The sequence below is a fragment of the Halopelagius longus genome (assembly GCF_900100875.1).
In the GTDB taxonomy this organism is placed as follows: domain Archaea; phylum Halobacteriota; class Halobacteria; order Halobacteriales; family Haloferacaceae; genus Halopelagius; species Halopelagius longus.
This window is the reverse complement of record NZ_FNKQ01000003.1, coordinates 807,923-826,865: the sequence shown is the minus strand read 5'-3', so window position 1 is coordinate 826,865 and position 18,943 is coordinate 807,923. Positions and strand designations below refer to the sequence as shown.

Here is an 18,943-nt window from a genome sequence, read left to right as displayed (position 1 = left end):
ACCGCCTTTCTCTCTTTCCGTCTACCGCCAGCGCTCTCTGACGTCGAGTCGCCGTGCGACTTTGTCGGCGAGTCCGTCGTCCGGGGCGGGCGGGCGAACCGTCGGCGTCGCCGAGCTTTGCTCGGCGGCGGAAGCCGAAGAAGCGCCGTCGATGTCTTCGATGACGCGTTCGTAGTGGTCGATGACGTCCTGTCGGGCGCGTTGGGCCTCCTTCACCTTCCGTCGAAGCGCCTCGTTCTCGCGTTCGAGGCGGGCGACGCGTTCGCGCAGGGACTCCTCGTCGGCCGACTCGCGCGCCGCCGGCGCGTCGCGACGCGCGGCGTCCGAGGGGGCCGCACCCGGAACCCCCGCCTCGTCGCTCCGTCGGGGACTCGAAGACGAGTCGGCCGTCGCCTCCTCGGCGTCGGCGTCGGCGGGCGGAAACGTTCGGTCGCGGCGTGATTCGCCACTCACCGTTCCAGTCGGGAAACTGGGCAGGGGCATGTTTGCGAGGAGGTCCCACGGAGACATGAAACTGTGTCAGACCCGCGTCACACTCGTTCTATCGGGGGAGAACGTCCGTCCCGGGAGAACGTTCGGTTACTCCGCGAGGAGGTCCAACACCGCGTCGGTGTCGTTCGCGACGGGTTCGGGTTCCGCGCCCGCCTCGAAGGCGGCGTCGGGGTCTTTCAGGAGGTGTCCGGTCGTCAGGCAGACGACGTCTTCGTCGTCGCCGACGGTGCCGTCGTCCCGGAGTTTCCGGAGGCCGGCGACGGACGCCGCGGAGGCGGGTTCGACGCCGATGCCCTCGCGCGCCAAGTCGCGCTGGGCGGTCGTAATCTCCTCGTCGGAGACGGCGACGGCGGTGCCGCCCGTCTCGCGGATGCCCGGAAGCGCCTTCGGGGCGTTGACGGGGTTGCCGATGCGGATGGCCGTCGCGCGCGTCTCCACCTCGTCCCAGCGCTTCGTGTCGTCCCACCCGTTCTCTACCGCTTCGACCATCGGTGCCGCGCCCTCGGCTTGGACGCCGGTGAGTTTGGGCACCTCGCTGGGGTCGAGCGACCCGGACTGGACGAGTTCGCGGAACGCCTTGTACAGCGCCGCGGTGTTGCCCGCGTTGCCGACCGGCAGGACGATTCGGTCGGGGAAGCGGCCGTAGTCGCCGCGGAACTGTTCGAGAATCTCGAGCCCGATGGTCTTCTGCCCCTCCAGTCGGAAGGGGTTCAGCGAGTTCAAGAGGTACACCTCACCGCGTTCCGCGAGGTCCTGCACGATGTCGAGACAGGAGTCGAAGTTGCCGTCCACTTCGAGGATGCGCGCGTCGTGGAGGGCGGCCTGCGCTATCTTCCCGGCGGCGACTTTCCCCGAGGGGAGGAGAACGAGCGTCTCCATGCCGCCGCGCGCGCCGTACGCCGCGAGTGCCGCGGAGGTGTTGCCGGTCGAGGCGCAGGCGAGGCGGTTCACGCCGAGTTCCTTCGCCACGCGGACGCCGACGGTCATGCCGCGGTCCTTGAAACTCCCGGTGGGGTTCATCCCCTCGTGTTTGATTCTGAGCGTCTCGACGCCGAGGTCGTCTTCGAGGCGCGGGGCCTCGTGGAGGGGCGTGTCGCCCTCGGGGAGGCTGACGCCCTCCTCGAAGGGGAGCGCCGCCCGGTAGCGCCAGACGCCGCGGCCCTCGAAGTCGTCGAACGTCGGGGGGTCGGCGTAGCGGACTTCCAGAAGGGCTCCGGCGTCGCTCGTGTAGCGAATCTCGTCGAACGGGGCGTACTGCTCGCCCGTCTCGATGCACTCCAGCCACACGCCGTCGTCGGCGACGTCGGGGGCCTCCTGCGCGGGCGCGGTGAGTTCGAGGCTCATCGTGCCCAGCGTCGGGGTCGGCGGGCAAAAAGGGGGGCGGTTCGGGCGCGTCTCGCCGCCCCGACGGGCCGTCTCGCCCGCCGATTCTCGGCGGGAGTCGCCTTCACCCGTCGGGTCGCCCGCGGCCGTTGCGTTCGACAACTCGCCGCATCACGCTCGACTCCGCCCGTTGCAGGAGGTCCGAAGCCGTACTCGGCGCGCAGTCGAGTTCGTCGGCCACGTCCGCGACGCCCGCCCGGCGCGGAACCTCGTAGAACCCGAGTTCGACGGCGGTTTCGACGGCCGTCAACTGGCGCGCGGTGAGTTCTCCGGCGACGGGCGCGTGCCGCCGGTCGTACTCGCCGACGGCTTTCACCGTCGCGTCCACCACGTCGGGGAGGTCCGACAGCACCGTCCGCAGGTCCTCGCCGGGGCCGACGAGCGTCACGTGAAACGCGGCGTCGGCGTCGTAGACGACGGGCGGGACGAGCACCAGATTCAGGTCGGCGAACGCCTCCCGCCACGCCACGTCCTCGGGGCGAGTCTCTTGGCAGATGTAGACGTAGAACGACCCGTCGTCTATCGGCGTGAGGTCGTACCAGCGGACCGAATCGACCGCCCGCAGAGCGTCCTCGTACGGTTCGCGGTCGGCTTCGACGTAGAACAGTTCGTGTTCGACCTCCCTGTCGCCGGTGACGCCGCTCCACGCCTGTAGTTCCTCGTACCGAACCGCGTCCCCGTCGCGGATGAACTCCTGCATCGGGTGGAGCATCCAGCGCGGTTGCGAGAGTTTCGCGTCGAGGTACTTCACGCCCTACCGCCCGGTAGCGACCGCCCGGTACTTAAATCGACTAGTAGAGCCGTAACAAACCCCACCCGATATCGCTCCGAACCGGTGCGTATGGAGTTGACGATCACGACGGGCCTGTTCGCCGTCGGAGCGATCGCCGGACTGGGTAATCTGGTCGGAATCGTCGGAAGCGCCCTTGGATGGGCCGACTACTGGCCGCCGGGGGACAGAAACTGGAACTACTACGCTCACTGGACGCTCTCGCAGGTGGTCAACGCCTCGATAGCCGGCGTCACGTATCTCGATTGGAACGGCCTCGGCCTGCCGCGACCGGTACTCGCCGTCGGCGGCGTCCTGTTCGTCGTCTGGTACGGGGCGGCTATCGCCGCCGGACTCGATTTGGGCGTCGAGGAGACGAAGGGGCTGAAAGGAGAGCTCCGAACCGGCGGGTGGTACCGGTACTCGCGGAACCCGCAGTACGTCTGTTACGTCGTCGCGACGGTGGGGTTCGCCGCGATGGCGGGGTCCGCGCTCGTCGCCGCGTTGTGCGCTATCTACCTCGCGTGGTGGGTCGCCCTCCCGTTCGCGGAGGAACCGTGGCTTCGCGAGGAGTACGGGGAGGCGTACGAACGCTACGCCGAACGCGTCCCGCGGTTCGTCGGCCCGCGTTCGGTCCGCGCACTCGTCGGAACGCGTTCCAGCGTCGAAGCGAAGTGACGGACGGTGCCGTCGGGCGTTCGCGCCGGCGTCGCCGGGGGACCGGACCGAGGCGGTCGGAACCGCCGCCTCACTCCTCGGTGCCGTAGGCGTCGATGCTCGCGTGGACCTGTTCGACCCACTCGTCTAACGCCTCGTGGAGCATCCGCTTCGCCTCCGGGAGGTCCGTCGCGGTGTACTGGTAGACGTAGCCGCCGGGGTCGAGAAGTCGCCGTTCGCGGTCCGCAAGTCCCTTCTCCATCAGCGTCGTGAGCGACCGGTTCACGTTGCTCCGGTCTCTGTCGAGTTCGTCCGCGAGTTCCGCAACCGTGCTGCCCGGACTGTCGAGGAGCGTCAGGTAGGTCCTGCTCTCGTGGGCTTGGATGCCGAAGACGCACGCGAGAACGTGCTGAAAACTCGGATTCTCGGTTTCGACGAGGTCCCCCATGTCTGGCGCGTCGCTCATGTACGGTACAACGCCGCGCCCCCGATTAAAGTCCCGCGTCGTCGGCAGGGCGCGCACGTCCCTGCACGCGATTCGACGGGCGCTACTCGTTGCGCGGTTTAGGGTCGTCGATGGGGCTGAGCCCCATCGCCATCAGTCGGCGGGCGATGACCACGATGCCGTTGGTGAACCCCTTTCCGAACACCGCTCGTTCGTACTCGACGGCCCCCGAATTGTCCTCCTCGACGGAACTGACGAGAATCGTGTTCCGGTCGACCAACAGCAGTCGGCTGATGGCCGTGTCGTCGGTGGGGTCGGCCGGAGAACTGTGTAGCCACGACAGTTCGGAGATGAACACCTTCGCGTCGGGAAGCGCCTCCGCTATCTGCTCGTGGAACTGCTCCGTGGTCGTTCCGACGAGGACGTCGACGCCGGACTCTTGAGCGCTCTGTAGCCGTTCGAGCAACTCGTCCGTGACCGTCCCTTCGCGCCCGAGGATGAGAACCACCTCCTCGTCGGCGTCGCCGACGAGTTGCAGTAGTCGGTTTCCGATGGCCGACTCCCCCGAGAGCGCCCACACTTCGTGGGTGACCTCTTCGTCGGAGTTGAGCGACGCCGACCCCATCGCTTCGAGCGCGTCGACCAGCGACTTCGTTCGAGACTCGTACTCCGCCCGAAGCGTCTCGGCCGCCTCCCCGATGGGGACGGACCGGAACTGCTGCGGGTTGCTGTGTTGAACCTCGACGAGTCCCTTCGTCTCTAAGACTCGAATCGCGTCGTAGACGCGAGTCCGAGGCACGTCCGACGTTTCGCTTATCTCCTTGGCCGTCGCCTTCGGTAGGCGCGACAGCGCCACGAAGCACTTCGCCTCGTACTCTTTCAATCCCAGTTTCTGAAGCAGTTCGACCGCCTCTTGATAGCTAGATAACTCTGACATGGGTCCCAACCATTCGACCGGCGCCTCCGGTACCGTCCGTAATAGCATGCGAGCCTTGATAAGTCACCGCCTCTCTCCCGCCCGTCGGCGACGACGCTCCGGGGCGACTCCCGAACGGCGAGCGTCGAACCGAGCCCGCGCCGCGAATTATGCCATTCACCCAGATAATCACAGTAGGGTTATACAGGGCCGGCCCGAATCGTCACTGGGCGTAGAGTACGGAGGGTCCCAACCAACCGCTAGTCTGCGCCTGACTGTCACCTCCCGGTGGCAGTTTCGAGCGACTAGTAACTGGTCTCGAAGCAGTCGTCGTACTCGTCCGTGAGATACCTCAACAGCGGTTCGATGTCCTCGAACCGAGTTCCCTCCGCGATGCGATCCGACTCCGGGTCCCAATCGATGAACTCCGCGGCGTCTAACTTCGGGAGGTGGACGTGCCTGAAGGCGATCTGCACCTTCCGTTGCCTCTCCGCGGAGACTTCACCCGTCGTTACCGGGAAGACGGAGTGCGGGTTCTCCTCCAACAAGGACGCCAGAATCCGCCGCCGGTGACCGTTCGCCAGTACCTCGAAATGATTGTCAGTCATCGATACCATATATAAGGAAATACAGTCCTGAGGGGATAACGTCCCGCGCTTTTCGATATTGTCTAACGTGTGAGTATCTGGGTGACTGTATTCGGAGCGACCGGTTCTCGACTCCGAAAACGCCGCCGTTACGCTTCCTTCGCGTACCCCATCTTCTCGATGCAGGTCCGCATCTCCTCGGCGTCGCTGTGCTTGTGAAGCGTCGTGGGCGTGTCGCAGTAGAACGTCGTGCCGTCGTGTCGGAGCGACAGTTGGCGCGTCTCGCCCATCATCTCCACCTCGACGAGGACGCGGCGGCCGTCGAGGAGGGCGTCGAGAATCTCCTCGGCGGACAGTTCGCCGGCCTCGACGCGGAGTGGTTCGGCCATACGACACCTTCGGACGCCCCGGATATGACTGTTGGCCGTGCGTGCGCCGCGTCTACGGCGTCTCGAAGAACAGAGCGTTGGCCGAAAAACCCGGCTCAGTTCGTCGTTTTACCGAAGTTCACGACGAGTGTTCGCCCGATAAACCCGGCTCAGTTCGTCGTTTTACCGAAGTTCACGACGAGTGTTCGCCCGATAAACCCGGCTCAGTTCGTCGTGAACTTCGACTCCTCTTCGGACTCGGGCGGTTCGACGCCCTCGGCGGCTTCCGCCGTCGCCGTCTCCTTCTCGGTGTCGACGTGCCAGCGGTCCACCTCGTCGTCGTACTGCCCGAGGCGGCGACTCACCTCCTCTTTCAGTTCGTCGTCGTTGACGTTCACCTCGAAGATGAACCGCGGTTCGTCGCTCTCGCCGCGCGTCGTCTTCTGGATGTTGGCGCTGACGAGTTCGCTGTCGAAGTAGTACGGCGCCAGTTGCGTCATCACCTTCTGGTAGACGGTGTCTTCGACCTTCCGGAGGGCCTTCCGACTGACCGAGTCCGCCGCGCGCGCGACGTACCCGATGGACTCGCTCCACCGTTCGACCGCACCGTCGTTGTCGCCCTCCTCTACCTTCTGGTACGACTCCGACAGTTTCTCTCCGGCGGTCTGGAGGTCCTCGTTCGGCTCTTTTCCGGCTTTCTCCCCCTCGCCCTCGCCGACGCTGGCCTGCTCTGCGGTCTTCTGACTCACGTCCTCGCCGAGGCGTTCGTGGGACTTCGGTCGCCACTCGTCCCACTGCTTGATCGCTTCCCTGTTCACGTCGGCGTCTCGCAGGGCTCGCGTGATGCGTTCGCCGTGCTCTACGACGTCGCCCCACGAACCACGGACTTTGAAGCCCGAAACGCTCTCTTCCATCGGCTTGGCCGAGGGTAGGAGTGGGCGGCTATAAAAGTCTATTCGCGTCTTACGCTACCTGACCGGTTCCGTGGATGTTTCCCGCGCGGTTCACCGACGCCCGTGGATGAAGGCCGCGGCGGCGTCGTCGAGGCGGGAGACGACGCCGGAGAACCACGCCGCGGGCGAGGCGGCGCGCACTTCCGACTCCGGGAGTTCGATGCGCCCGCCGTCCATCGGGTTCCGGGCGCTCGACTCCTCGTCGCCTCCGTCGGCGTCGCGCGCCGCCGCCGCGTCCACGACGGTGGACATCGCGCACCGACCGCAGCTCTCGGTTTTCTTCTCTGGCATGAGAACGACTCGCGCGAACTAGGAACCCTAACGATTAAATCCTTGTGTTCGGGGGTGCCCCGAGGCGCTTTTGTAGCCCTGCGAGGTGGAGACAGTCATGGGATACACCGTAGTCGACGCCGACGAGGTGGAGACGGAGGCGGACCGGCCCTGCGAGATGCGCCGTCTGAGCGAGGCGGCGGGTCTCTCGAAGATGGCGGTCAACCGCTTCCGCGCCGCGCCGGGCGAGGAGATTCCGCTGGCGTACCACTACCACGAGGAACAGGAGGAGGCGTTCTACGTCCTCTCGGGGACGCTGTTCGTCGAGACGCCGGAGGAGACGTACGAAATCGAGGAGGACGGCCTGTTCGCCGTTGAACCGAACAGTCCCCAACGGGCGCACAACCCCGCCGACGCCGACTCGGACGTGGTGGTTCTCGCCGTCGGCGCGCCGAACGTGGACGGCGACGTAGCGCCGTACGAACCCGACGAATGAGCGACGCCGAGGGCACAGACGGCGGCGAGGAGGGCGAGGGCGACCGGTTCGACCCGGAGGCCGTCGCCGCCGAGGCGGGCGTCGAACTCCCGGACGTGCCCGACTGGGACGACGAGTACCTCGATCGGGTGAGCGACCGGTTGATGTTCAACTACGACTTACAGAAGGACCGGCGCGTCCGCGGGGAACGGTTCGAGATGGTCGGGACGATGCGCGTCGAGAACCGCAAGCAGTTCTTCCACCCCGCGCTCAACTACGCGAACCACGAGATTCGAGAGTACGTCTTCGCGCGGCGCGCCCCGCGCGTGACCGTCGCCGAACTCGAACGAGTCGTCGAACTCGGACACGAACTGGCCGACGACGCCGAGTGGTTGGTCGCGGACGAGGAACACTACGGGACGGAGTTCACCTTCGTCGCCGTCGTCTCCGAACTGAGCGACGACGTTCGGGAGTTCGTCGCGTCGTTCTCCGACCGGACGCTCCTGAAGTTCGGCTACTACGGCCACTACGAGGTGAACCTCGCCGCCGTCGCCCCGGAGGCGCGGGAGGTGGTCGCGAGCGAGAACGCCGACGCGGCGCAGGCGTTCGCCATCTGGGACGACGTGCAACCGTCGGACGAGAGGGGACTCCTCGGCCGCATCGTGGACCGACTCCGCGGCTGAAACCGCCGCGACGCGTCGTCGCCGTCCCGTCGGGTCGAGACGGCTCTCTCCGGGCGAAAAAAACGGGAGAAGTCGGAGGGCTCGTGCGGGAAGAGCCGGGTCGGCGGTTCAGTCGTCTCCGGGCGTGAACTCGCCGGAACCGGGCTGTTCGCGGACCTTCTGAATGTTCTCGTACCCCAGCTTCACCAGCGACAGCGCGAGGTAGATGAGCGTGAACGCGATGACTATCTGCGCAACCGCGGACAGCATCGCGACCACGTCCGCGCTCGCCATCCACTGGGAGTCGAGGAACTTCGCGTAGATGTTGTCGTGGAGCGCGATCCAGAGCAGACCCAGCACCGTGATGGTCACCATGACGACCATCGGACCGCCGGTGCTGAGAAGCTGCTTGGCGTCGCTCCAGTTCGCGAGCCACACCGTGGCCGTCAGCAGCGCCAAGGCGGCCAGCAGTTGGTTCGCGCCGCCGAAGAGCGCCCACAGCGTCGTCCACGAACCGCTCGCGATGAGGACGTACGCGGCGAGACACTGCAGGCCGGCGTTGCCGTACCGGTCGGCCGCGAACGTCTCGACCGACGACTCGGGCGTGCCGACTATCTCCTCCATCATGTACCGTCCGAGGCGGACAGCCGTGTCGGTGGAGGTCAGAAGGAAGCTCACGAGCACCAGCGCCATGAACGGCGCGCCGAAGTCCGTCGGGATGCCGAAGCTCGTAAGCAGGATGCCGCCGCCCGTCGCGAACGTCGGAAGCGCGAGGCCGATGCCGCTCCCCACGTCGGGCGAGACGAGCGCGACGGTGATGAGCGCGACGGTGGCGAGCAGACCCTCGCCGAGCATGCCGCCGTAACCGATGGTCCGCGCGTCGGACTCCTTGTTCAACTGCTTCGACGTCGTCCCCGAGGAGACGAGCGAGTGGAAGCCGCTGATGGTCCCGCAGGCGATGGTGATGAACAGCATCGGGAACAGCGGGAGGCCGCCGCGTCCGATGAAGCCGTAGTACGGTTGGAGGTTGGTGACGAGCGGTTGGCTCGACGTTATCGCCGAGACGCCGAGGGCTCCGCCGACGGTGCCGACGATGACGGCGAGCAACGCGCCGCCGACGCCGGTGTACAGCAGGAACGACGAGAGGTAGTCGCGCGGTTGGAGCAGCACCCAGACCGGGAGGGCGCTCGCGAGGGCGCCGTACACGAGGATGACCGGAATCCACGCGGCGGCGTTCGCGCCGAACGCGCCCGCGGCCGGGAGCCACGACCCGTCCATCCCCAACAGGACGATGGTGCCGGCGGGGTAGGACGACCCCTCCGCCGCCGGGAGCAGAGCGAGGGGGTACTTGACGCCGACCCACACTCCGGCGAACATCGCCGCGACGAACGCGGCCGTACCGGGGATGAAGGGAAGGTCGAGTTGGTAGAGGTACGCGCCAAATAGCACGGCCAGCCCGATGTAGATCAGGCTCGCCGTCGCCGCCTGCGGGTAGGCGTCGAACACGATGGCGACGACGAGTGCGAACACGGCGACGACGAGGATGATGGTGATGAACGCGAACCAAAGGAGCATGTCCTTGCCCCGTTCGCCGACGTACTCGCCGATGATGTAGCCGATAGACTTCCCGTCGTGCCGCATGCTTGCGGACAGAGACGTGAAGTCGTGGACGCTCCCCATCAGGGGGTTCCCGATGGCTATCCACGCGAGGGCGGGCACCCATCCCCAGACGACGCCGGCCGTTATCGGGCCGACGATGGGCGCTCCGCCCGCGATGCTCGAGAAGTGATGCCCGAGTAGCACCGGCTTCTTCGCCGGTACGTACTCCTGTCCGTCCTCGTATTTGTGGGCCGGTGTGTCACGACTGTCGTCGAGTTCGACGAACTGCGCGAGGTACTTCGAGTACCCCAGATACCCCACGCTGAACAGCGCGAACACCGCCACGACGAGCCAAATTACTTGTACCATGGTGGCGTGCCTCATTGCATTTCATGAAAAACCGCCTATTAACCTTGTTGATTAATCCGGCCTTACCGAGGTGAAAAATGCAACACGCCGTCGGGCGAAAGCACCGTCGAGAGTCCGCATTCGGGCGGGAGGAGGCGCTACGCGTCAGCCTCGGGAGCGACGCCGATGTCGAGTTCCTCGGCCACCTCGCCGAGGAAGTCGCCCTTCACCTCCGCGACGCGGGTGGCGATCTCGGCGACGACCGGTTCGTCGAACTCCTCGCGCAGTTCCCGCAGGCGTTTTCGTTCCGTCTCCACCCTGTCGCGGAGGAAGCGCGCCCCGCGGCCCTCCTCGTGCGGTTCGGGTTCCGGCGTGAGGCGGTTGACCGCGAGTCCGCGCACGTCTAAGCCGTAGGAGTCCAGTTGCTCGACGGCGCGGCGCGTCTCTCGGACGGAGAGTTCGTCGGGGTTGACGACGAGGAAGAACGCCGCCCGTTCGCGCAACGCCTCGCCCGCGAACTCGAATCGCTCCTTTCGGGTCCGGAGGCGCGCGAGGATGGGGTCGCCGTCCATCACGCGCCGCGGTTCGTTGTTCCCGATGGCCGCCTTCTCGTAGAGGTCGATGGAGCGTTCGCGCTTGTGCGCGAGGCGGTCTATCCACCCCTCCAAGAGGTCCGGAAGCGAGAGGAGACGCAGGGTGCCGCCGGTGGGCGAGGTGTCGAAGACTACACGGTCGAACTCCTCGGACTCGCGCATCACCTCGATGAACCGGTCCATGAGGGCAGACTCGTACGCGCCGGGCGTCTGGTGGGCCATCTCTATCTGCCGGTCTATCTCGTTGACCATCGCCGAACTCACCTGGTCGCCCATCGCGCGTTTCGTCTCCATCAGATGCCGTTCCACCTCGGTGTCGGGGTCTACCTCCATCGCGTGGAGGTTCTCCTCGCCGGCGACGGCCGTCGGGTCGTCGCCGAACTGCTGGTCGAACACGTCCGAGGTGCTGTGGGCGGGGTCCGTGGAGACGACGAGCGTCTCCAACCCCTCGCGGGCGCACTTCAGCGCGTACGCGGCGGAGAGCGTCGTCTTGCCGACGCCCCCCTTGCCGCCGAAGAAGACGAACTTTCGCATCTTAGAAGTGGTACTGCTGGCCCTTTCGTTCGAGGAGCGACCCGCGGTTCCACATCCGCCGTTCCCACGCCTCGAACTCGTCTTCGAGGTAGGGGAGAAGCTCCGCGGTGTAGTACGACACCGGACTCGGGATGCCGAACGCCTCGGGGAAACACGCCAGCATGAAGGTGTCTTCGACGTCTTCGGCCTCCTTCTCTATCTTCTCGTACGCCGGGTGCGAAATCATCCCGTGGTACAGTCCGCGGAGCCACTCCGCGATGACCTTCCGGTACCGGTCGATTCGCTCCGCGAGTGTCATTCGTTCACGTCTCACCTTCCGTCGCTCAAAAGCGTGTCGCTCACGAACGTCCCGCCGGATTCCGTGCGTTGATATACCGTGACGCGCCATCTGCGGGCATGGGTCTGCGTTCGACGGACGAGACGCCGGTGACGGTGTTGAGCGGAAGCCTCGGCGCGGGCAAGACGACGCTTCTGAACCACCTGTTGCGGAACGCCGGCGACCGCTCTATCGCCGTCCTCGTCAACGACATGGGCGAGTTGAACGTGGACGCGGAACTCGTCAGCGAACGGTCGGAACTGTCCGTCGCCGACGGCACCGTCGCGGAACTGTCGAACGGGTGCATCTGCTGCGAACTCCGCGACGACTTGGAGACGGCCGTCGTCCGCCTCGCGCGGGAACGCGACTTCGACCACCTCGTCGTCGAACCGTCCGGAATCAGCGACCCCGCGCCCGTCGCCCGCCTCTTCACGGGCGGGTCGCCCGCCGCGGCGCGGTACCGCGTCGAGTCCGTCGTCGCCGTCGTAGACGCCCGCCTGTTCGCGGACACGTTCGACTCCGACGGCACGCCCTCGAAAACCGTCGCGGAAGGCGGCGAGGAGGGGACGCGCCCCATCTCGGACCTCCTCGTCGAACAGGTGGAGTTCGCCGACGCGGTGGTCCTCAACAAGTGCGACTTGGTGACCGAGGAGGAACGCGAACGCGTCGCGGGCGTCGTCAGAACCCTCCGCCCGGGCGCGGATATCATCCCGGCGACGTACGCCGAGGTTGACGTCGAAGGACTCCTCGGCGTCCAGCGATTCGACCCGCAGTCCGCCGCGGAGGCGGCGGGGTGGCGGCAGATGTTGAACGCGGCGGAGAGAGGGGACACAGAGAGCGCAGAAGGCGCGGAAGGCGGCCACGAAGCGGAACACGGACACGACGGCCACGAACACGACGGCCACGAACACGGCCACGGTGACCGCGCCGGCCACAGTCACCCGCAGGCCGCCTACGGCGTCGATTCGTTCACCTACCGGCGCAGGCGGCCGTTCCACCCCGGACGTATCGCCGCCCTCCTCTCTGACCTCCCCGAGAGCGTGATTCGGTCGAAGGGGGCGATGTGGGTCGCCGGGCGGGAGGAGACGCAACTGACGTACGGTCAGGCCGGCCCCTCGGCCTACGTGGAGGGGAGCGGTCGCTGGATAGCCAGCCTCCCCGACTTCGAACAGGACGCCTACCGGCGCAACCGCTCGGACCTCGGGTTCGAGTGGGACGACGAGTGGGGCGACAGGCGCACCGGACTCGTGTTCATCGGCCGCGAAATGGACGAGGAGGAACTGGTCGCGGCGCTAGACGACTGCCTCCTCACCGACGGAGAGATGGACGCAGACTGGGGCGACTTCGAGTCCGAGAACCCGTTCCCGGACGAACCGGGCGAGAGGACGGCGCTCTCGGAACCGACGCCGGAGGAGTAGTCAACAGTCCGCGGCGAGTGCGTCGAGGGCGCGTTCGAGTTCGCCGCGTCGCTTCCACGCGGCGACCCGGTCCGTCAGGGCGGGCGCGGGGAGGCCGAGACTCACCGACGACCGGGCGGTGACGGTCGACCCGCCCTCCGCCGGTTCGACGGCGACGACGGTCTCCATCGCGTCGAACGGCCCGGCCTCGCCCGCCTGTTCGTACCGCAGGCCATCGTCTGTCTCCTCGAACCGCAGGACGAACTCGACGCCGCCGCCCCCGACGGTAACGAGGGTGTCGCCGTCTCTCTCCCGCGCGTTCCGCACCTCGAAACTCCCCTCGTACTCGACCATCGCCTCGGGCGTCAGCATCCGGGCGACGGTGGGCGGCGACCGAGGGACGAACCGAGAGACCGTCACGTCGCGCATGCCCGGCGTTTCGCGTCGGGTCACAAAAGAGGCAGCGAGAGGAGACAGAAGAGGAGTCCGAGGGCGACCCCGGCGTACAGCATGCGCCGGAGTCGGAATTCGGGCGGAATCTCCGCGGTTCGGAGGGGCGTCCCGGTCCAGACCAGACGGTAGTACGCGCCCGCGGTCACGCCGACGGACGCCGCGGCCGAGGCGCAGACGGCGACGGTCCACGAGAGGCCGAGTGCCGCGACGTAGAGGGGGCCGAACGAGACGCAGAGCATCAGCCCCAACCCCGAGACGACGAGGAACGGAACGGGGTCTACGGCCTCTCCGCGGCGGTTTCGGAGTCGCATTCGGGGTTCGCTTGGGAGTGTATCGCAAAGAACCTAAGTGACGGAGGTCGGACGGGGAGGTATGGAACCCACCTCGCAGGGCGACCCGCGCGTGCTGTTCGCCATGAACCTCGTCCTCTCGACGGCCTTCGCGTCGGTCGTCATCTGGGGTCTGAGTTACATCGACGTGGTCCCGTTCACCCTCGTCAACGTCGCTTCGTTCGCCCTCGTGTTGATGGCGGTGACGTACGTCGTGACGCGGTGACCGAGGAGGGTCGAGTCGGATCCGGAGACTGACCGTGTGGCGTGAACCCACGGCAGGCGACGTGTGCGCGGCAATTCGTCGGACTTTATGTCCTCGGCGTTCCGCGTTTCGAACAAGATGCCCATCGAAGACCGAGACGACGCGTACCTCATCACCCACGCTCTCGCCAAGGACACACTGTTGCGCCTGCGAGACGTGGAGACGACGCAGGTCGCCTTCCGGAAAGGCCTCGTGAAACTCGGCCGCATCTGCGGCTACGAGATAATCGACGGCGCGATGGAGACGGAGTACGTCACCGTCCAGACGCCGTTGACCGAGACGACGGGCGAACGCGTCAAAGGACTCGACAACGTGGTTATCATCAACGTCCTCCGGGCGGCGACGCCGTTCGTGGAGGGACTGCTGAAGGCGTTCCCGCGGGCCAAGCAGGGCGTCATCAGCGCCGGCCGCGACGAGGAGGCCGGCATGGACGAGGAGGGCGAGTTCCCCATCACCATCGACTACGTGAAACTGCCCGAGATAACCGAGAAAGACACCGTCATCGTGGCGGATCCGATGCTCGCGACGGGTTCGACGATGTGCGCCGTCCTCGACCACGTCCTCTCGAACGCCGAGGCGGAACCGACGGACCTGTTCGTCCTCTCGGCCGTCTCCGCGCCCGACGGACTCCTCCGCGTCGGCGACCAGTTCCCCGAGGCCGACCTCCTGACCGTCTCCATCGACGACCACCTCGACGACGACGGCTACATCATCCCCGGTCTGGGCGACGCCGGCGACCGCGCCTTCCGGACGCAGTAGACCGACTCTCCTCTCTTTCGACCGCCTCGCTCTCTCCCTCGGCGGCGCAGAACAACGACTATACCGGAGCGTTACACACGTGAGGCCGTATGAGCGACGCCGACCCATGCGACGCCTGCGGCACGACCGTGGAGGACGCCCTCTCGCGGACGGTCCGTCTCAGCGTGGACCGCTCGGAAATCGACAGCCAGCGGCTCTGTCCGAACTGTTTCGCCGAGTGGATAGCCCGGTACCGCGAGGAGATGCAACCCGAATCGGAACGGGCACCCGTTCCGAAAGACGGCGACGCCGACATCATCGTGGACTGAGTCCGCGCCGTCGTCGGACCGAATCGCGGTCGTCGCGGACGAACGCCGGTCGTCGGGCCGAACGCCGTTCCGTCGGAGGCGGTGCCGACGGACGAGGAGCGACCGCGAATCCGCGGTTCGACGCCGGCTCCGAACCCCTTCGCTTCGGGTAGAGTTCGCCCGCGGTCGGGCGGTTTTCCTTCGAATCGAACCGAGTGGAAACGTACCACATACGTGCCCCGCGGGAACCATAGTCACGGGTGGCAGTACGGGACGCTACCGGCGACTACGCCTCGACTGCCGCGCCCGAACCGGCGAAGCGTTCTCGGAGGTACCGACCGACGAGCGCTATCGTCGCCGTGCCGACGAACAGCGAGAACGCCACCACGAACAGCGTCGTCGGATCCGCGAGTCCGCTCGCGATTTGTTCGCGGACGAACGACCCCGCCGTCGTCACCGCGACGACGAGGAGGGCGACGCCGCCGACGTTCGCGAGCGTCGAGTTCGACTCGGGGACGGCCTCGGAGTTCAGGAGGTAGAGGACGACGACGAGGACGAACGGCGTCCCGACGAGGCCGAACGCGAGGACGAGGACGAGGAGGGGGAAGAACGACCCGCCGACGAACGCGCCCGCCGCGGAGAGGAGCGCCACCGCCACCAACGCCGCGCGGTAGCGGCCGTCTTCGATGTCCGTCTCCCAGCCGAGTTTGTCCGCGACGAGGAACGGCGGGACGACGGTGTTACCGCCGAGCGTCGAGACGGCCGCCCCCCACAGGCCGAGCAGAAAGAGCCACTTCGCGTGCGGGCCGACGAGGGGGCCGAGCGTCTGCGCCGCGGCGACGGCGGTGAGTTCGTTCGCGGCGATAGTCGGGTCGTGGAGGACGCCCGCGGCGACGAGGAAGATGGCGACGCTGAACGCGCCGAACGCCCCGAGCATCGAGAGGCCCACGTCGAACGTTGCCAGCCCGTAGTCCGCCGTCGTCCACCCGCGGGAGCGCATCGTGTAGGAGTGCATGGTGACGAGGGTGATGTGAACCGCGCCCCCGAGGACGCCCGCGGCGACGAGAGCGCCGTCGACGCCCGCCGGAATCCGTGGGACGAGGCCCGAGGCGGCCGCGGCGGGGTCTATCGGCACGACCAGAAGCGACGCGAGGAACGCGAGGACGACGGCGGAGACGAGGAGTTTCGCGGCCGTCTCGACGAACCGGTAGCCCCGACCCGCGAGTCCGGCGGCGAGGACCACGGCCCACGCGACGCCCCAGACGCGGGCGTCGATACCGGTCGCCGCCGCGGACACGTCCGCCAAGCCCTTCATGATGACCAACTGCGCCAGACTCGCCGCGAGAACGGCGTCCACGACGAGTATCCACGCCCACGAGGGTCCGAGGTGGCGTTCGACGACGGAGACGATGCCGCCCTCGGTGAACAGGCCGAGTCGCATCGCGAGGTACTGCGCGAGTGCGCCCAGAACCGCCGAGAGGACGACTATCCACAGGAGTTGGTAGCCGAACGCCGCGCCCGCGGTGACGACGCTCGCCATCGTCGCCGGGCCCGCGGCCACCGCGCCGGCGACCCACGAAGGACCCATCTCCCGGACGTACGTTCCGAACTGTTCCGTATCGACGGCTGTGACGTTCGTCACGGCCTCGTCCGTGCGACCCATGGCCGGTCGGTGGCGGCACCGACGTAAGAAGTTTACCAAGTTGTAACACCGGAGAATACCCCCGGCGGGGGAGTCAGTCGTCGCTCTCTCGGTAGCCGACGGCCGAGTCGTCGAGGCTGTGGACGGCGTCGGCGAGGCGGCGGTGGTCGAACCGCGAGGACGAGGTCCGCACCGAGAGGGCGGTGACGAGTATCGAGACGACGGCGGTACCGACGAAGGCGGGGAGGAACGAAGGCGTCGGGAGGAGTTCGCCGACGACGGGGACGGTAGACAAGGGGCCGCGGACGAGCGGGTTCGGGAAGAAGGCGAGTCCGACGGCGAGACTCGACAGTCCGGCGGCGAGTGCGCCCCCGCCGGTGACGCGTTCGGAGTAGAGTCCCGACAGGAGGGGGACGGCGACGGCGACGCCGAAGAGGTCAGCCAAGAGGAACAGTTCGAGGACGCTCCGCGCGCGGAGGCTGACGTAGATGGCCGCGACGGCGACGACGACGGTGAGTACACGCGCGGACAGCGTCAGCGTCCGGTCGTCCGGGTCGTCGAGTACCCGCGGGAGGTCCGTCGTGACGAGGCTGGCGAGGGCGTTGAACAGGGTGTCGGCGGTGCTCATCACCAACAGCAGGGCGACGAGGACGACGGCGAGGGCGAACGTCTCGGAGAACGCCTCGGTGACGAGGACGAAGAAGGCGACGCTGGCGTTGTACTGGGCGCTCGCGGAGTCGGTCACGACGTTCACGTACCCGCGGGCGGCGACGCCGAACAGGCCCGCGACGAAGACGAGGACGAAGTTCACGAGGGCCGCGCGGTGGAAGCCCCGCCGGAGCGTCTCGGCGTCTTCGGCGGCGTAGATGCGCTGCCACCACGTCTGGTTGACGAGTTCCGCGCCGAGGACGGCGATTGCGACCCAGAAGCCGAACTGGAGGCCCGTCAGGAAGCCGGGGTCCAGAAGGGAGGGGTCGGCGGCGGCGACGTTCTGCTGGACCGCCGCGGGCCCGCCGAGGGCGACGAGGGCGGCGACGGCGCTCCCCAACAGGAGCGGAATCACGAGGACGGCCTGCACGGTGTCGGTGAAGATGCTCACGCGGAGGCCGCCGTAGCCCGTGTAGAGGAGGACGAACGCGCCGACGAGCACCGCCGTCTGCCAGCGCGGCACCTCTGCGACGAGTTGGAGGGCGCTCGTGATTCCGGTCAACTCCGCGGCGAGGAAGATGAACATGTAGGTGACGCTGACGACGAACACGAGGAGGTAGACGGCGGGGCCGTACCGGACGAGGGCGTACTCGGTCAGCGAGTGCCCTTCGGGCAGGAGTTCGCGGATGCGCGGGCCGAGGCGGGCGTACGCGAGCATCGGAATCGCCTCGCCGACGGCGTAGCCCGCGACGGCGGTGACGCCGCCGAACGCCGCGCCCGCCTCCGCCGGACTGAGCAGAATCCAGACGCCCATGACGGAGGCGACGAGCGTCGCCGTCATCGACCTCGACCCGACGCTGTTTCGCGCGGTGAGGAAGTCCTCGACGCTCCGGACGCGCCCTCGCCCCCGGGAGTACCAGAATCCCAGCGCAGTGAACGCCGAGAGCGTCAGGACGGTGAGTCCGAGCGCCACCGTCGTACTCACCACGCGCACCACCCCGCTCTCTCCGCGGCCGAACGTGGAACGTGTCGATTCACGTGCGTCGATACGCGAGATGAGGGTGATAAAACTTGGTAGTACAACCGGATATTATCCTACACCTGCCACGTCTCTCGCCGCCACGCGGCGTCCCAGAAGCGGTACTCGTACCGCGCGGAGGTGAGGAACCGCTCCCGGTACCGTTCCCTGTCGGTCGGCGCGGACTCGCGCGCCACCTCGTCCATCAGGTCGAGACACCACTCCGTGAGTTCGGTGAACTCCTCGCCCTCGTACATCTCTATCCACGCCGCGTACTGGTCGTGGTCCGGGACGCCGTCGGCGGCGAGTCTGCGCGCCGTCTCGTTGAACCCCCACATGCACGGGAGGATGGCCGCCACCGTCTCGCCGAACGTCTCCACCGACGCCGTCCGGACGAGAAAGTCCGTGTACGCCCGCGTCGTCGGCGAGGGGTCGGTCGCCTCCAGTTCCTCCTCGGTGATGCCGAACTCGGCGGCGTACGACCGGTGGAGGTCCATCTCCGTGTTCAACGTCGAGTGGAGGAGTTCCGCGAACGTCCCCATCCGGTCGAGACGCCGCGCCGAGGACGCCGCGAGGGCGAACGTCCGACTGTACTCCCGCAGGTAGTAGTAGTCCTGTCTGACCCACTCGCGGAACGGACCCTCGTCTAAGGTTCCCTCGCCCAACCGTCGGACCATCGGGTGTTCGACGATGGCGGTCCAGATTTCGTCGGCCTCCGGTTCGAGTTCGTCGGTGAACGCCATACCTCGGGGACGGAGGCGAGACACAAAATTATTAC

Annotated in this window: 24 protein-coding genes; 7 read left to right on the top strand and 17 right to left on the bottom strand. The window is 67.1% G+C overall.

The genetic code is table 11. The features are described 5' to 3' along the window. Positions 1-21: 21 nt before the first annotated feature. The 3 genes from BLS11_RS15000 to BLS11_RS14990 form a co-directional block, all read right to left on the bottom strand. Positions 22-483: a hypothetical protein gene (locus tag BLS11_RS15000; protein ID WP_092538544.1), complete on the bottom strand. Its 462-nt coding sequence runs from the start codon at positions 481-483 to the stop codon at positions 22-24. Positions 484-579: 96 nt separating this feature from the next. Further along, entirely contained in the window at positions 580-1,836 is a 1,257-nt protein-coding gene (thrC, locus tag BLS11_RS14995; RefSeq protein WP_092538543.1) for a threonine synthase, read from the bottom strand. Positions 1,837-1,939: 103 nt separating this feature from the next. Beyond that, positions 1,940-2,626, bottom strand: coding sequence for a helix-turn-helix domain-containing protein (locus BLS11_RS14990; RefSeq protein ID WP_092538542.1), 687 nt, complete (start codon positions 2,624-2,626; stop codon positions 1,940-1,942). A gap of 90 nt (positions 2,627-2,716) precedes the next feature. On the opposite strand from BLS11_RS14990, the gene BLS11_RS14985 reads away from it, so the two are divergent. Beyond that, entirely contained in the window at positions 2,717-3,322 is a 606-nt protein-coding gene (locus BLS11_RS14985) for a methyltransferase family protein (protein ID WP_092538541.1), read from the top strand. A 70-nt stretch (positions 3,323-3,392) separates the two neighbouring features. Here BLS11_RS14985 and BLS11_RS14980 read toward each other — a convergent pair whose 3' ends face one another. The 6 genes from BLS11_RS14980 to BLS11_RS14955 form a co-directional block, all read right to left on the bottom strand. Then, positions 3,393-3,767: a helix-turn-helix domain-containing protein gene (locus BLS11_RS14980; protein ID WP_092538540.1), complete on the bottom strand. Its 375-nt coding sequence runs from the start codon at positions 3,765-3,767 to the stop codon at positions 3,393-3,395. 82 nt (positions 3,768-3,849) lie between these two features. Next, positions 3,850-4,683: a TrmB family transcriptional regulator gene (locus tag BLS11_RS14975; protein WP_175454466.1), complete on the bottom strand. Its 834-nt coding sequence runs from the start codon at positions 4,681-4,683 to the stop codon at positions 3,850-3,852. A gap of 284 nt (positions 4,684-4,967) precedes the next feature. Further along, positions 4,968-5,270 (bottom strand): DUF7344 domain-containing protein, encoded by a 303-nt coding sequence (locus tag BLS11_RS14970; protein ID WP_139172805.1) that lies wholly within the window; start codon positions 5,268-5,270, stop codon positions 4,968-4,970. 128 nt (positions 5,271-5,398) lie between these two features. Continuing rightward, complete coding sequence (locus BLS11_RS14965) at positions 5,399-5,638, bottom strand: DUF8001 family protein (protein WP_092538538.1); 240 nt, start codon at positions 5,636-5,638, stop codon at positions 5,399-5,401. A gap of 203 nt (positions 5,639-5,841) precedes the next feature. Next, positions 5,842-6,531, bottom strand: coding sequence for a DUF5828 family protein (locus BLS11_RS14960; protein ID WP_092538537.1), 690 nt, complete (start codon positions 6,529-6,531; stop codon positions 5,842-5,844). A 90-nt stretch (positions 6,532-6,621) separates the two neighbouring features. Continuing rightward, complete coding sequence (locus BLS11_RS14955) at positions 6,622-6,861, bottom strand: DUF8007 family protein (protein ID WP_092538536.1); 240 nt, start codon at positions 6,859-6,861, stop codon at positions 6,622-6,624. A 97-nt stretch (positions 6,862-6,958) separates the two neighbouring features. Between BLS11_RS14955 and BLS11_RS14950 the strand changes: the two genes are divergently transcribed. Both BLS11_RS14950 and BLS11_RS14945 read left to right on the top strand, forming a co-directional pair. Next, on the top strand, positions 6,959-7,336 hold the full coding sequence (locus BLS11_RS14950; RefSeq protein WP_092538535.1) for a cupin domain-containing protein: 378 nt from the start codon (positions 6,959-6,961) through the stop codon (positions 7,334-7,336). After that, on the top strand, positions 7,333-7,998 hold the full coding sequence (locus BLS11_RS14945; RefSeq protein WP_092538534.1) for a DUF8052 family protein: 666 nt from the start codon (positions 7,333-7,335) through the stop codon (positions 7,996-7,998). Before BLS11_RS14950 ends, BLS11_RS14945 begins: the two co-directional genes overlap by 4 nt. Before the next feature lie 108 nt (positions 7,999-8,106). Here the strand turns inward: BLS11_RS14945 and BLS11_RS14940 are convergent, their stop codons facing one another. From BLS11_RS14940 to BLS11_RS14930, 3 genes are all read right to left on the bottom strand, one after another. Continuing rightward, entirely contained in the window at positions 8,107-9,945 is a 1,839-nt protein-coding gene (locus BLS11_RS14940) for a carbon starvation CstA family protein (protein WP_092538533.1), read from the bottom strand. 137 nt (positions 9,946-10,082) lie between these two features. After that, positions 10,083-11,051, bottom strand: coding sequence for an ArsA family ATPase (locus BLS11_RS14935; RefSeq protein ID WP_092538532.1), 969 nt, complete (start codon positions 11,049-11,051; stop codon positions 10,083-10,085). Position 11,052: 1 nt separating this feature from the next. Further along, complete coding sequence (locus tag BLS11_RS14930; RefSeq protein ID WP_092538531.1) at positions 11,053-11,349, bottom strand: DUF7990 family protein; 297 nt, start codon at positions 11,347-11,349, stop codon at positions 11,053-11,055. Positions 11,350-11,447: 98 nt separating this feature from the next. Between BLS11_RS14930 and BLS11_RS14925 the strand changes: the two genes are divergently transcribed. Then, on the top strand, positions 11,448-12,785 hold the full coding sequence (locus BLS11_RS14925; RefSeq protein WP_092538530.1) for a CobW family GTP-binding protein: 1,338 nt from the start codon (positions 11,448-11,450) through the stop codon (positions 12,783-12,785). Here the strand turns inward: BLS11_RS14925 and BLS11_RS14920 are convergent, their stop codons facing one another. Next, positions 12,786-13,193, bottom strand: coding sequence for an SRPBCC family protein (locus tag BLS11_RS14920; RefSeq protein WP_092538529.1), 408 nt, complete (start codon positions 13,191-13,193; stop codon positions 12,786-12,788). A 20-nt stretch (positions 13,194-13,213) separates the two neighbouring features. Continuing rightward, complete coding sequence (locus BLS11_RS14915) at positions 13,214-13,528, bottom strand: hypothetical protein (RefSeq protein WP_092538528.1); 315 nt, start codon at positions 13,526-13,528, stop codon at positions 13,214-13,216. Positions 13,529-13,589: 61 nt separating this feature from the next. On the opposite strand from BLS11_RS14915, the gene BLS11_RS14910 reads away from it, so the two are divergent. From BLS11_RS14910 to BLS11_RS14900, 3 genes are all read left to right on the top strand, one after another. Then, positions 13,590-13,772 carry a DUF8107 family protein gene (locus BLS11_RS14910; protein WP_092538527.1) on the top strand — a complete coding sequence of 61 codons (183 nt, stop codon included), beginning with the start codon at positions 13,590-13,592 and terminating at the stop codon, positions 13,770-13,772. A gap of 117 nt (positions 13,773-13,889) precedes the next feature. Then, positions 13,890-14,570 carry a uracil phosphoribosyltransferase gene (gene upp, locus BLS11_RS14905; protein ID WP_092538633.1) on the top strand — a complete coding sequence of 227 codons (681 nt, stop codon included), beginning with the start codon at positions 13,890-13,892 and terminating at the stop codon, positions 14,568-14,570. 89 nt (positions 14,571-14,659) lie between these two features. Beyond that, positions 14,660-14,878 (top strand): DUF7569 family protein, encoded by a 219-nt coding sequence (locus tag BLS11_RS14900; RefSeq protein ID WP_092538526.1) that lies wholly within the window; start codon positions 14,660-14,662, stop codon positions 14,876-14,878. Between the two features lie 265 nt (positions 14,879-15,143). Here the strand turns inward: BLS11_RS14900 and BLS11_RS14890 are convergent, their stop codons facing one another. The 3 genes from BLS11_RS14890 to tenA all read right to left on the bottom strand — a co-directional run bounded on the left by BLS11_RS14890 (position 15,144) and on the right by tenA (position 18,908). After that, positions 15,144-16,445 (bottom strand): divalent metal cation transporter, encoded by a 1,302-nt coding sequence (locus BLS11_RS14890; RefSeq protein ID WP_092538632.1) that lies wholly within the window; start codon positions 16,443-16,445, stop codon positions 15,144-15,146. A 148-nt stretch (positions 16,446-16,593) separates the two neighbouring features. Next, positions 16,594-18,135 (bottom strand): sodium:solute symporter family transporter, encoded by a 1,542-nt coding sequence (locus tag BLS11_RS14885; RefSeq protein ID WP_092538631.1) that lies wholly within the window; start codon positions 18,133-18,135, stop codon positions 16,594-16,596. Between the two features lie 107 nt (positions 18,136-18,242). After that, the gene (gene tenA, locus BLS11_RS14880; RefSeq protein ID WP_092538524.1) at positions 18,243-18,908 is read right to left on the bottom strand and encodes a thiaminase II; all 666 of its coding nucleotides are present in this window, start codon (positions 18,906-18,908) and stop codon (positions 18,243-18,245) included. Between the last annotated feature and the right edge of the window lie 35 nt (positions 18,909-18,943).